Raw genomic sequence first — 13,303 nt, 5'->3', positions numbered from 1 at the left:
CTTGAGATGTCTGACCTCTCCAGTTGTGAAAGGTGAAAGGACAAGAATATTGAAGGAGGCGCTTTTTTATGCCTGATTATCAGTATAAACGTATTTTCCTCATTGTGATGGATTCAGTAGGAATCGGGGAAGCACCTGATGCTGCTGATTTTAATGATGTAGGTGCAGATACACTTGGACATATTGCTGAAAAAATGAACGGGCTTCATATGCCGAATATGGCGAAGCTTGGGCTAAGTCATATTAAAGAAATTAAAGGAATTCCAGCGGACGAAAAACCGCTTGCGTATTATGGGAAAATGCAAGAAGCATCCAACGGGAAAGACACAATGACAGGGCATTGGGAAATCATGGGTCTTTACATCGACACACCATTTAAAGTCTTTCCAGACGGCTTTCCAGATGAACTGTTAAATGAATTAAAAGAAAAAACAGGGCGTGGCATCATTGGAAATAAACCAGCGTCTGGTACAGAAATTCTGGATGAGCTTGGCGAAGAGCACATGAAAACAGGCGATTTAATCGTTTATACTTCAGCAGATTCTGTGCTGCAAATTGCTGCACACGAAGAAGTTGTGCCATTAGACGAACTTTACCGCATTTGCGAAATCGCACGTGAACTGACTTTAGATGAAAAATATATGGTAGGGCGCATCATCGCTCGTCCATTTGTCGGGGAGCCGGGGGCATTTGTTAGAACACCAAATCGTCATGACTATGCATTAAAACCATTCGACCGTACCGTCATGAATGAATTGAAAGATGATGGACTTGATGTCATTGCGATCGGAAAAATCTCTGATATTTATGATGGTGAAGGAATCACCTCTTCACTCAGAACGAAATCCAACATGGATGGAATGGACAAGCTAGTGGAGACGCTGAGAACAGACTTTACTGGGCTGAGCTTCTTAAATCTTGTCGACTTTGATGCGCTTTATGGACATAGAAGAGATCCAGAAGGCTACGGTAAGGCACTAGAGGAATTTGACGCACGTCTACCTGAAGTGTTTGATCTATTAAAAGAGGATGATCTGCTTGTGATCACAGCAGATCACGGAAATGACCCGGTTCATCACGGAACAGATCATACAAGAGAATACGTTCCGCTTATTGCTTACAGCAAAAAGCATCAAGAAGCGAATGAGCTGCCAACAGCGAAAACATTTGCTGATCTTGGGGCAACGGTAGCAGATAATTTTAAATCAACGCTGCCAAAATACGGAACAAGCTTTTTATCTCAACTCAAATAGGGGGAAATCACGTGGGAGCACAGTTTTCAGAAGCGGCGGCATATATTAAACAAGCATCGACATATGTACCAACAGTTGGATTGATTTTAGGTTCAGGTCTTGGCATTTTAGCCGATGAGATTGAAAATCCAATCAAATTGAAATATGAAGATATTCCTGGATTCCCTGTTTCAACAGTAGAAGGGCATGCAGGCCAGCTCGTCATTGGAACGCTGAAAGGCACGGTCGTTTGTGCCATGCAAGGACGTTTCCATTACTATGAAGGGTATGATATGAAGCAGGTGACATTTCCTGTCCGTGTAATGAAAGAAATCGGCATTGAAACATGTATTGTGACAAATGCAGCGGGCGGTGTGAATACGTCCTTCCATCCTGGCGATCTTATGTTGATTACAGATCATATCAATATGATGGGAACCAATCCGTTAATTGGACCAAACGACAGTCAAGGGGTTCGTTTCCCTGATATGTCTGCACCGTATGATAAAGATTTGTTGGCACTTGCAGAGAAAACGGCTAAACATTTAGGCATATCTGTGCAGCAAGGGGTTTATGCAGGAATGACAGGCCCTTCATATGAAACACCGGCAGAGGTTCGTTTCCTCAGAACGCTTGGCGCTGATGCAGTCGGTATGTCGACTGTGCCAGAAGTGATTGTGGCACGTCATGCAGGCATAAAAGTACTTGGTATTTCATGCATCTCTAATGCGGCTTCAGGTATTTTAGATCAGCCGCTTTCTCATGATGAAGTGATCGAAGTGACGGAAAAAGTGAAAGCAAGTTTCCTTGATTTAGTGAAAGAAGTTGTCAAACAACTCTCATAGATCGTGTGAAAAAGCCTTCTGTTCATGAAACAGAGGGCTTTTTTTTATGGCAATCAAACGATCTCTGAATAAAACAGCCTTTATGAGGAAAAAATAGAAAGGATTACGATAATGGAGGTCTGCCACTTGAAACGTCATATATGTGCATTGTTTATTTTAATGATCCTTATCTCAATGGTTTCACCATCAGCGATGGCAAAAGAAAAGATTGAAAAGCCAGGAGAAAAACAAACATCAGAATTGGCGCATGAAGCCAAATCAGCAATTTTAATGGAACGTGACACGGGAAAAGTGCTTTACAACAAAAACAGTGATGAAAAGCTTGCCCCTGCAAGTATGACCAAAATCATGACGATGCTTCTCATCATGGAAGCGATGGATCAAGGGAAATTAAAAATGACTGATAAAGTAAGAACGAGCGATCATGCAGCATCTATGGGAGGCTCACAAATTTTCCTTGAACCGGGAGAAGAAATGACGGTTAAAGACATGCTAAAAGGCATTGCGATTGCGTCAGGAAACGATGCTTCAGTTGCCATGGCAGAACATATTGCTGGATCTGAAGAACAGTTTGTTGAGCAAATGAACAAAAAGGCAAAAGAGCTTGGGCTCACCTCAACGGTCTTTCAAAATCCAACAGGACTTCCTGAAAAAGATCATTACAGCACGGCTCATGATATGGCAAAAATGGCGAAAGAGCTGTTGAAATATGAAGAGATCACCAAGTTCACAGGTGTATACGAAGACTATCTTCGTCAGAACACGGATAAAAAATTCTGGCTTGTGAATACAAACCGTCTCATTAAATTTTATCCAGGTGTGGATGGGGTGAAAACAGGCTTTACAGGCGAGGCGAAATACTGTCTAACTGCATCCGCTAAAAAAGGCAACATGCGCGTGATTGCTGTTGTATTCGGCGCAAGTACACCAAAAGACAGAAACGCCCAAGTCGTCAAAATGCTGGATTACGCCTTTAGTCAATATACAACGCATCCTCTGTACAAGCGTGGTCAAGATGTAGCAGAGATCAAAGTGAGCAAAGGGAAAAAGAAAAAAATTCAGCTTGTCACGTCTGAACCGATTTCTCTTCTAACGAAAAAAGGCGAAAATGTCGATCAGATCAAAAAAGAAATTAAATTAACTCAAGATGTCACAGCCCCATTTTCAAAAGGAACGAAACTTGGCACCATCATCTTGAAAAAAGATGGAAAAGTGCTTCATGAAAGTCCTGTTGAAGCGAAAGAAGATATGGAAAAAGCCGGTGTTTGGACGTTCTTCAAACGGGCTATGGCCGAATTTGTTAAATGGAAGTAAAAGGTGAAAGACTGCTGCAACTGGCAGTCTTTTTTGCTATGAACGAAAAGAACATCTAAATGTGACGAATGATCACTAGTTTTGTCATGGTGAAGGATTTGCATGTGAAGAAAGAGAAACATTCTTTATCCGAAAATAGAGCAAGGAGGAAGAAAAGATGAGCCTTGGTATTGATTTTCAAATAAAAGAGAGCGTACTTTGCATTCGGTTGACAGGGGAGCTTGATCATCACTCCGCAGAGACATTGAGACAAAAGGTGACGAATTATTTGGAAACAGAGGACATTCGCCACATCGTGCTGAATTTAGCTGATTTATCGTTTATGGACAGCTCTGGGCTCGGAGTGATTTTAGGAAGATACAAAGAAATTAAACAACTTGGCGGTGAAATGGTCGTCTGTGCGATCTCGCCAGCGGTGAACCGTTTATTTGATATGTCCGGCTTGTTTAAAATTATTCGTATGGAGCCTTCAGAGCAAACTGCGCTGCAAACATTGGGGGTGGCATCATGACAAATGAAATGAATCTGACTTTTTCTGCTTTAAGTCAAAACGAATCTTTTGCGAGAGTAACGGTGGCAGCATTCATCGCTCAGCTCGATCCAACATTAGATGAGCTAACAGAAATCAAAACCGTTGTATCAGAGGCGGTCACGAACTCGATCATTCACGGGTATGACGGGAATCCAGACGGCAAGGTGCACATTAGTGTCACGCTGGATGACCATATTGTGTATCTGACGATTCGAGACGAAGGTATGGGCATTTCAGATCTTGAAGAAGCAAGGCAGCCGCTTTTTACGACGAAACCAGACTTAGAGCGCTCCGGGATGGGCTTTACGATCATGGAGAACTTTATGGATGATGTCATGGTGGACTCATCTCCAGAAATGGGCACAACGATCCGCTTAACAAAGCATCTATCAAAAAGCAAAGCGCTTTGTAATTAAGGAGCTGCTCATATGGATGTGGAGGTAAAAAAGCAAGCAAAAAAAGCACAGCTGTCTAATGATGAAGTGAAACAGCTCATCAAAAAAAGCCAAGACGGAGATCAACAAGCAAGAGACCTCCTCGTAGAAAAAAACATGCGTCTTGTTTGGTCCGTTGTTCAGCGCTTTTTAAATAGAGGATATGAACCAGATGATCTATTCCAAATAGGTTGTATTGGCCTGCTGAAATCTGTTGATAAATTTGATTTATCTTATGATGTGAAGTTTTCGACGTATGCCGTTCCAATGATCATTGGTGAAATTCAGCGTTTCATTCGTGATGATGGAACCGTCAAAGTCAGCAGGTCTTTAAAGGAACTTGGAAATAAAATCAGGCGGGCAAGGGACGAATTGTCTAAATCTCATGGAAGAATGCCGACTGTTCAGGAAATCGCTGAATATCTGGACATCACACCTGAGGATGTCGTCCTTGCTCAAGAAGCGGTCCGCTCACCATCATCTATTCATGAAACCGTGTATGAAAATGACGGCGATCCGATTACGTTGCTCGATCAAATTGCCGATCATTCAGAAGAAAGATGGTTTGATAAAATTGCGCTAAAAGAGGCGATTAAAGAATTAGAAGAGCGTGAGAAACTGATTGTCTATTTAAGGTATTATAAAGACCAAACACAATCAGAAGTAGCAGAAAGACTCGGAATTTCCCAAGTGCAAGTCTCACGGCTTGAAAAGAAAATTTTAAAACAAATTCAAATGCAAATGGATCAAAAAGACAGCTAGCCAATTCGGCTGGCTTTTTTTGTGTGGTAATTACCGGTAAATCAAGTTCTTTCAGTATGAGAACCATTTTTCACCACATACTATTTTTAACCCATCGTATAGGAAGTGACTTGGATGGACGGACAAATCTTTATTCGGCTGCGCCATCGGATTAAGACTGGTAATGATCAGCTTATTTATTTAGAGGATATCGCTCAAATCACTGGAGATGACAGTGCTGTGCAAAAGCTGAGAAAAATGCCGATATACCATGTCAGCAAAAAGGATCGTCACATCGTTGTGTTAGATATCATGCATGTGGTCAAAACGATCAAAAAAACATGGCCTGACATCGACATTCAAACGGTCGGAGGCTCAGAAGCCATTGTTGAAATAGACACAGGCAAACGCCAGCTGTCCCCCGTATTATTCGTGTTTGTATGGCTCCTCTTATTTGTCGGAGCGGCCCTTGCCATCATGAATTTTCATGAGGATGTTAGTATGCGGCTTGTTCATATTCGCCTTTACGAGATGATTACTGGAAACACGGTTGAGCATCCGTATTTATTACAAATTCCATATAGCTTTGGACTCGGTTTTGGCATGATTTTATTTTTCAATCATGTGTTTAAAAAGCGTTTAAACGAAGAGCCAAGCCCGCTTGAAGTGGAAATGTTTAAATATCAGCTCGATCTTGATCATTATGTCGCACTCAATGAAAACAAAGAAACATTGAAAGATATCCATGATCGGTAAATGGCTTTTTGTGGTGCTTGTTGGGCTCGGCGGCGGTTTAACGGTAGGGGCAGGATTTGTGGCGTTTCTCACAGTGCTTGGTATTATCCCTCGATTAATGCAATTAACGAAAACGCAGCGTTTTATTCAAGGATATGAGGCTGCCGTGATAAGTGGAGCGGTCGTTGGCGGCTGGGCTACTTTAAGTCAAGTCCATTTGCATTTATCCAAATGGCTGGCGCTACCGATCGGTCTTTTATCTGGCATTTTTGTCGGCATGCTTGCTGCCGCACTCACTGAAGTGTTAAATGTACTTCCTATCTTAACGAAAAGAATTGGAATGGACGGGAAAATTGTGCTGCTGCTCATGGCCATCGTCTTAGGAAAGGTGTTTGGCTCGCTATTTCATTGGCTTATTTATATTTAAAAATGTGGAGGGAACAACACGTGTCAAGTTTAAAAGAGAACTATCCATCTAAAGTGAAAACGTATCAGCCGAAACCTCCTTATGTACTGAACTGCATCAAGGCTTTTCTTGTCGGCGGTTTGATTTGTGCGATAGGCGAGGGATTGCAAAATTTCTATATTACTTTTTTTGATTTTAATGAGAAGACAGCAGGGAATCCAACGGTGGCGACCCTTATTTTAATTTCTTCTATTTTAACTGGTATTGGTATTTACGATAAAATCGGCCAGTTTGCTGGAGCGGGATCAGCTGTCCCGGTGACAGGATTTGCAAACAGCATGACAAGTGCGGCTCTTGAGCATAAAAGTGAAGGGCTTGTGTTAGGTGTAGCGACCAACATGTTTAAACTGGCTGGGAACGTCATTGTGTTTGGTGTCGTCTCGGCATATGTCGTAGGGATTATTCGATACGTCTTGGAAAAGATGTTTTCGTAGGAGGAATAAAACGTGAAACTAACAGGTAAGCAATCTTGGGTATTTGAACACAAGCTTTATGTGAATGCGGAAGGAACAGCTGCAGGACCGAAAGAAAAAGAAGGCCCAATCGGTCATCTCATTGATAAAACCTATGATGAAATGCACTGTTATCAAAAGAACTGGGAAATGGCTGAAAGGCAGCTCATGGATGATGCCATATCAATGGCCTTATCAAAAGCGAATTTGCAAAAAAGTGATATTGACCTTTTGCTGGCAGGAGATTTACTAAACCAAAACGTGACAGCCAACTATGTGGCAAGAGAACTCAAAATCCCGTTTCTTTGTTTATTTGGTGCCTGCTCCACATCAATGGAATCAGTCGCCATTGCCTCAGCGTTAATAGATGGTGGGTTTGCCAATAGAGCACTTGCTGCGACAAGCAGTCACAATGCGACGGCGGAGCGGCAATTCCGTAATCCAACAGAATATGGCGGGCAAAAACCAGATACAGCCACAAGTACAGTGACAGGGAGCGGTGCTGTCGTCATCAGCCAAGAACCTTCCCAAATTCAAATTACAAGTGCCACCGTTGGACGGGTGATGGATCTTGGGATTACAGATCCATTCGATATGGGTTCGGCTATGGCGCCTGCAGCGGCAGACACAATCAAACAACATTTAGAAGACTTAGGAAGAACAGTAGATGATTACGATCTCATCCTAACAGGAGATCTATCTGGAATTGGATCGCCTATTTTAAAGGATCTTCTGAAAGAAGATGGCATTCAGCTTGGACGGAAGCATGATGATTGCGGATTAATCATATACACACCTGATCAAAATGTATTCGCTGGAGGCAGTGGCTGTGCCTGCTCAGCTGTCGTGACATTCAGTCACATCTTTCAAGAAATGAAAGCAGGGAATTTGCAAAGAGTATTGGTTGTAGCAACCGGGGCGCTTCTCAGCCCAATGATGGTTCAGCAAAAAGAGACCATTCCAACCATTGCGCACGGAGTTGTATTTGAGCGTGCAGGAGGAGAAAGCTAATGGATTATTTGATTGCTTTTGTTGCAGGCGGACTGATTTGCGTGATCGGCCAGCTTTTACTTGATGTACTGAAACTCACACCGGCACATGTCATGACGACCTTTGTTGTGGCGGGGACGATTTTAGACGGGTTTGGTATTTATGATAAATTTATTGAATTTGCAGGAGCGGGTGCTACCGTCCCTATCGTAAGCTTTGGTCATAGCTTGCTTCATGGGGCGATGCATCAGGCCGATGTCCACGGATTTATTGGAATCGGAATTGGGATTTTTGAGTTAACCTCTGCTGGAATATCAGCTGCGATTTTATTTTCATTTATCATTGCACTTATCTTTAAACCGAAAGGATAACCTAATATGGGGCAAAGACGCAAAGTCATTTTAGTGACAGACGGAGATATATATGCTGCCAAAACGATTGAGCTTGTCGCAAAGAAAGTCGGCGGAAGATGTATTTCCAGCTCAAAAGGGAATCCGAGCAAACGAACAGGACCAGAACTGGTCCAGATGATTTTAAAAACGCCGTATGACCCAGTGTTTGTCATGTTTGATGATTCTGGCTTAACAGGTGAAGGAACAGGGGAGACGGCTATGAAGCACGTAGCACGTCACCCTGAAATTGAAGTGATTGGCGCCATTGCAGTGGCATCTAAAACCCATCAAGCGGAATGGACAAAGGTACATGTCTCCATTGACCGGGAAGGTGAACTGACAGAATACGGCGTTGACAAACATGGACTTCCAGAAATGGAACCACACAAAATGAGTGGAGATACAGTGTATTGTCTCGATTCACTACAGCTTCCGATTGTTGTCGGCATTGGAGATATTGGCAAGATGGGACGGAAAGATGATCTAAGCAAAGGGTCCCCCATCACAATGAAGGCAGTCGAATTAATTTTAGAAAGGAGCGGTTTCCATGAAGAAAGACAAGGTGCACGTGTACCGAGATCCGAAGAAAAATGAAGATTTTTTCAAAGACAATGTCGGGATGGGTCTCAGCTTTGACCTTGGCGTTCGGAAAATTTATGTCCATGATCAGGAAATCCAGCTTTACTATGTAAATGGATTATGTGATACACAATATGTGATCTATTTATTAAAAGAACTGATTGAAATCAATGACAACGAACCTGAATCAGATGATCTTGCACGTGTGGTAGAAAACCGTCTTGTCAATCAGCAAGTCTCAAAAGTTGAAACACTTGATGAAGCAGTGGATCAAGTGTTGTCTGGACTTGTGGCAGTCGTTGTCGAAGGTGAAAATTACGCATTTATTATTGACGTCAGGAGCTACCCTGGCAGAATGCCGGAGGAACCGGATACAGAAAAGGTTGTCAGAGGTGCAAGAGACGGCTTTGTTGAAAACATCATTGTGAACACAGCACTCATTCGCAGAAGAGTGCGGGATGAAAAACTGCGATACAAAATGCTTAAAGTAGGCGAGCGTTCTAAAGCAGACGTCTGTGTTTGTTATATTGAAGACATTGCTGACCCTGATCTTGTTGATATTATCGAAAAAGAAGTGTCTGGGATTAAAGTTGACGGACTGACGATGTCTGATAAAACAATAGAAGAATTTATCATTAAGCAAGGATATAATCCCTTCCCGCTTGTGCGATACACCGAGCGCCCAGATGTAGCCGCTAACCATATATTAGAAGGGCATGTCATCATCATTACGGATACATCCCCTAGTGTCATCATTACGCCAACCACTATTTTTCATCACGTTCAACATGCTGAAGAATACCGCCAGGCGCCAGCAGTTGGGACTTTTTTAAGATGGGTGCGTTTTTTAGGCATCTTATGTTCTACTTTTCTTTTGCCGATCTGGTTTCTTTTTATTCTAGAACCGAATCTTCTGCCAGACAATCTAAGCTATATTGGATTTAACAAACCCTCCCATATCCCTGTCATTCTCCAAGTATTCCTTGCTGATTTTGGGGTGGAATTTTTACGAATGGCGGCGATTCATACGCCGACCGCCTTGTCGACTGCCATGGGCTTGATTGCAGCCGTTTTAATTGGACAAATTGCAATTGATGTCGGTTTATTTACACCAGAGGTCATATTATACGTCTCGCTAGCAGCCATCGGTACATTCACCACTCCAAGTTATGAACTGAGTGTCGCTAATAAAATCATCCGACTGATCATATTAGCACTAGTAGCGATCTTTAAGCTGAATGGACTGATCATCGGTTTTACACTGTTACTTATTTACTTAACATCCATTCGTTCCTTACAGACGCCTTATATGTGGCCGTTTATTCCTTTTAATGGAAAGGCTTTGTGGCAAGTGCTCATTCGGACGTCTGTTCCTGGCTCAAAAGTAAGACCAAGCATCGTTCACCCTCAGAACAGATCAAAAATTCCGCCAAATTCTTAACGCTCGTTGAAAGTGGCTGAAGATTGTGATATTGTATTTTTAACTTTGAGAAACGGCAAAAGGCAGCTTGTGCAGCTGTCTTTTTTCAGCCGAGGCGGAGAAAGAGGGAATGACATTGTATTTACACGGCACTTGCAGACAAAATGAACTCGGACATTTAGAAATTGGTGGTGTTGATGCCGTTTCTTTAGCTGAAACGTATGGGACACCACTTTATGTATATGATGTGGCTTTAATACGGGAGCGTGCAAAAAGCTTTCAGAAAGCATTTATTGAAGAAGAACTAAAGGCTCAGGTGGCATATGCGAGTAAGGCGTTTTCTTCTATTGCCATGTTCCAGCTGGCAAAAGAAGAAGGCTTATCACTTGATGTCGTTTCAGGCGGGGAGCTACACACAGCCATTTGTGCCGGGTTTCCAGTAGAAAAAATTCATTTCCATGGTAACAACAAAAGCAGAGAAGAATTAAAGATGGCATTAGCGCATGGAATCGGCTGTATTGTTGTTGATAATTTCTATGAAATCAACCTCATTGAACAGCTTGGGCAAGAGCTGTCAAAACAGGTGAAAGTACTCCTCCGCATCACGCCGGGCGTTGAAGCACATACGCATGACTATATTACAACAGGTCAAGAAGATTCAAAATTCGGTTTTGATCTTCATAATGGACAAGCAGACGAAGCGGTCAAACAAGTGCTTAAATCAGAAGTGATCGAGCTCTTAGGTGTTCATTGTCATATCGGCTCACAAATTTTTGATACAGCTGGTTTTGTCCTTGCGGCAGATAAGATTTTCTTGAAGCTAGATGAATGGAGAGAATCATTTGGATTTATTTCCACAGTGCTGAACTTAGGCGGAGGCTTTGGCATCCGTTATACAGAAGAGGACGAACCACTTCCAGCAACTGAATACGTGGAGAAAATTATTCAAGCGGTGAAAGAAAATGTAGCCCGCTATGAGTTTGAGATGCCTGAAATTTGGATTGAGCCAGGCCGCTCCCTTGTTGGAGATGCGGGAACCACTCTTTATACGATTGGTTCATCAAAACATGTACCTGGCATTCGCGATTATGTAGCCATTGACGGCGGAATGAGTGATAACATTCGACCTGCTTTATATCAAGCAAAATATGAAGCAGTGAGCGCCAATAAAATGAGTCAAACGCATGATCAAACTGTGTCCATTGCAGGCAAATGCTGTGAAAGTGGAGATATGCTCATTTGGGATATTGATCTGCCAGAGTTATCACAGGGAGACTTGTTAGCTGTCTTTTGTACAGGAGCTTATGGCTACAGCATGTCAAACAACTATAACCGCATCCCACGCCCGGCTGTAGTATTTGTAGAAGATGGGGAAGCGCAGCTTGTCGTTGAGCGTGAGACATATGAGGACATTGTCAAATTGGATTTACCTTATCAATCAAAAGTGAAATCATCGACTTAAAAAAAACTGCCTGATCATCAGGCAGCTTTTTCTATGACATTTATTTTCCACCAGTAAATACAGAGACGATCGCGTTCCAAATGGAGACAAAGAAATCCCAAATCTTCTGTAGAAGGTTTTTCCCTTCATCTGATTCTATGAATTTTGTAATCTTGTCTTTTGCTTTATCAATTTGAGATCCGACTTGTTTCCAATCGATATTGATATTTTTCATCTTATCAAAGAGAGAGACAAGTTGATCTTTTTGATCTTGTGTTAGATTTAAGTTCAAATCAGAAGCGGCTTGATCTACTTTTTCTTCCACTTCTTTTGTTGTTTTAGGAACTCCATTTTTGGCAATGTCATCTTTGATTTTTGCAATCAGGGCAGAAGCATTGTCTTTTCCAATAGAGTCTCCCAGTTTAGATGTTGTTACAAGTTCTTCGTTTGCCACCTGTTTCACATCTTCGGGAATGGCTTTGTCGCTTGACACTTCATAGGCTTTTAATAGACCTGTCAGTGCTGCTGTACCAGATACTTCAAACGGCGCCGTCACTACAACCTTTGCATCTTTCACGCCTGCGGTCATTAAAGCATTTAAATACATCTCATCTGTAATGGTCTTAATGTTATGTGTATCCACGGTCAGACCCGTACCTGATTTTTCAATGGTGATGGATGAAGATGATAATGCTCTCGTCCCGATAGAAGAACGAGGGATATACTTTCCTAAATATTCGTGCTCTTCTTTATTGGTTACTTCAATTTTTGTCGCATTTTCAGGTGGATTCAACTCGTCAAGCACCTTCTGACGATCAGCCGGTGTTAAGTCTTGCCCGAGTGTGACGATGACATCGCCGACAGCTGCATCCGCTAAGCTGACTTTTGGCGCACCAATCAGTAAAAGGAGCGCTGCCATCATACCAAGCATTGTTTTTTTAAACATGTTGACCTCCTTCAAGTCGAAAGCGTTTCTCGATGGTGAGAAACTCATCTTTTGAGTACATGATTTGAATCGTACTCCATCATATAGACGTAACAAATCAGTCTGACGTTTCAATTTTCTTTTAAAGATGTTTGAAACCTCCAATATGATGAAGTGATTTGCTCAGTCTATGATCATTTCCTTAGGAGAAAAGGATCAAGCTCTTTTATTTTATCAATGATGGCAAAAGAGGTAAATCACATTCGACAAGCAGGGGATGTTTAACATCACCGAAAATGTGCTATAATGAGCGTTGTTTAACCTGAAAGGAGAATGTGAAAAATGGCAAAAAAAGGATACATACAATTAACGAATGGAAAGAAAATTGAGTTTGAACTTTACCCAGAGGCTGCTCCAGGTACAGTAGCAAACTTTGAAAAATTAGCGAATGAAGGCTTCTACGATGGATTGAAATTCCACCGCGTGATCCCAGGGTTCGTAAGCCAAGGCGGCGATCCAAACGGTAATGGAACTGGAGGACCTGGTTACACAATTAAATGTGAAACAGAAGGAAACCCTCATCAGCACGAGAGAGGTTCATTATCAATGGCACACGCTGGTAAAGACACTGGCGGCAGCCAATTCTTTATCGTACATGACCCACAGCCGCACTTAAACGGTGTTCACACTGTTTTTGGCAAAGTAACATCTGGTATCGAAGCTGTTCTTGATATGGAACAAGGACAAGGCATGGAAAAAGTCGAAGTGATCGATGCTTAATCCAAAACACCGCTTAATTGCGGTG

General features: G+C 42.2%; 16 protein-coding genes. 15 read left to right on the top strand and 1 reads right to left on the bottom strand.

Annotated features, from left to right (window positions below):
• Nucleotides 1-68 precede the first annotated feature (68 nt).
• The 14 genes from deoB to lysA all read left to right on the top strand — a co-directional run bounded on the left by deoB (nt 69) and on the right by lysA (nt 11,594).
• Nucleotides 69-1,253 carry a phosphopentomutase gene (deoB, locus tag AC0VYC_RS10765; RefSeq protein WP_335352368.1) on the top strand — a complete coding sequence of 395 codons (1,185 nt, stop codon included), beginning with the start codon at nt 69-71 and terminating at the stop codon, nt 1,251-1,253.
• Nucleotides 1,254-1,264: 11 nt separating this feature from the next.
• Entirely contained in the window at nt 1,265-2,077 is an 813-nt protein-coding gene (locus AC0VYC_RS10760; protein ID WP_019743098.1) for a purine-nucleoside phosphorylase, read from the top strand.
• Between the two features lie 159 nt (nt 2,078-2,236).
• Nucleotides 2,237-3,391: a D-alanyl-D-alanine carboxypeptidase family protein gene (locus AC0VYC_RS10755; protein ID WP_201297801.1), complete on the top strand. Its 1,155-nt coding sequence runs from the start codon at nt 2,237-2,239 to the stop codon at nt 3,389-3,391.
• 157 nt (nt 3,392-3,548) lie between these two features.
• Nucleotides 3,549-3,902 carry an anti-sigma F factor antagonist gene (gene spoIIAA, locus AC0VYC_RS10750; RefSeq protein ID WP_008344431.1) on the top strand — a complete coding sequence of 118 codons (354 nt, stop codon included), beginning with the start codon at nt 3,549-3,551 and terminating at the stop codon, nt 3,900-3,902.
• Nucleotides 3,899-4,339, top strand: a complete 441-nt coding sequence (gene spoIIAB / locus AC0VYC_RS10745) for an anti-sigma F factor (protein ID WP_007501052.1) — start codon at nt 3,899-3,901, stop codon at nt 4,337-4,339. The genes spoIIAA and spoIIAB overlap by 4 nt, the downstream gene beginning before the upstream one ends.
• Nucleotides 4,340-4,351: 12 nt before the next feature.
• The gene (gene sigF / locus AC0VYC_RS10740) at nt 4,352-5,119 is read left to right on the top strand and encodes an RNA polymerase sporulation sigma factor SigF (protein ID WP_007501051.1); all 768 of its coding nucleotides are present in this window, start codon (nt 4,352-4,354) and stop codon (nt 5,117-5,119) included.
• 114 nt (nt 5,120-5,233) lie between these two features.
• Nucleotides 5,234-5,854, top strand: coding sequence for a stage V sporulation protein AA (locus AC0VYC_RS10735; protein ID WP_342467431.1), 621 nt, complete (start codon nt 5,234-5,236; stop codon nt 5,852-5,854).
• Nucleotides 5,844-6,260 (top strand): stage V sporulation protein AB, encoded by a 417-nt coding sequence (locus AC0VYC_RS10730; protein WP_007501049.1) that lies wholly within the window; start codon nt 5,844-5,846, stop codon nt 6,258-6,260. Before AC0VYC_RS10735 ends, AC0VYC_RS10730 begins: the two co-directional genes overlap by 11 nt.
• A gap of 20 nt (nt 6,261-6,280) precedes the next feature.
• Complete coding sequence (spoVAC, locus tag AC0VYC_RS10725; RefSeq protein ID WP_024718929.1) at nt 6,281-6,733, top strand: stage V sporulation protein AC; 453 nt, start codon at nt 6,281-6,283, stop codon at nt 6,731-6,733.
• Between the two features lie 12 nt (nt 6,734-6,745).
• Nucleotides 6,746-7,762, top strand: a complete 1,017-nt coding sequence (gene spoVAD, locus AC0VYC_RS10720; RefSeq protein ID WP_024718928.1) for a stage V sporulation protein AD — start codon at nt 6,746-6,748, stop codon at nt 7,760-7,762.
• On the top strand, nt 7,762-8,112 hold the full coding sequence (gene spoVAE, locus AC0VYC_RS10715) for a stage V sporulation protein AE (protein ID WP_007501045.1): 351 nt from the start codon (nt 7,762-7,764) through the stop codon (nt 8,110-8,112). Before spoVAD ends, spoVAE begins: the two co-directional genes overlap by 1 nt.
• Nucleotides 8,113-8,118: 6 nt before the next feature.
• Nucleotides 8,119-8,727: a stage V sporulation protein SpoVABEA gene (gene spoVAEA / locus AC0VYC_RS10710; RefSeq protein WP_007501044.1), complete on the top strand. Its 609-nt coding sequence runs from the start codon at nt 8,119-8,121 to the stop codon at nt 8,725-8,727.
• Nucleotides 8,681-10,153, top strand: a complete 1,473-nt coding sequence (locus AC0VYC_RS10705; protein ID WP_007501043.1) for a spore germination protein — start codon at nt 8,681-8,683, stop codon at nt 10,151-10,153. The genes spoVAEA and AC0VYC_RS10705 overlap by 47 nt, the downstream gene beginning before the upstream one ends.
• A gap of 115 nt (nt 10,154-10,268) precedes the next feature.
• Nucleotides 10,269-11,594 (top strand): diaminopimelate decarboxylase, encoded by a 1,326-nt coding sequence (gene lysA / locus AC0VYC_RS10700; RefSeq protein WP_224559315.1) that lies wholly within the window; start codon nt 10,269-10,271, stop codon nt 11,592-11,594.
• A 40-nt stretch (nt 11,595-11,634) separates the two neighbouring features.
• Here the strand turns inward: lysA and AC0VYC_RS10695 are convergent, their stop codons facing one another.
• Nucleotides 11,635-12,519, bottom strand: a complete 885-nt coding sequence (locus AC0VYC_RS10695; RefSeq protein WP_008344446.1) for a DUF1002 domain-containing protein — start codon at nt 12,517-12,519, stop codon at nt 11,635-11,637.
• Between the two features lie 321 nt (nt 12,520-12,840).
• Here AC0VYC_RS10695 and AC0VYC_RS10690 point away from each other — a divergent pair, with 321 nt between their 5' ends.
• Nucleotides 12,841-13,278, top strand: a complete 438-nt coding sequence (locus tag AC0VYC_RS10690) for a peptidylprolyl isomerase (RefSeq protein ID WP_007501040.1) — start codon at nt 12,841-12,843, stop codon at nt 13,276-13,278.
• Nucleotides 13,279-13,303 lie beyond the last annotated feature (25 nt).

The sequence above is a fragment of the Bacillus sp. iso_77 genome (assembly GCF_056173625.1).
Note: the sequence above shows the minus strand (reverse complement) of the source record. Positions and strands in the feature narration are given on the sequence as shown.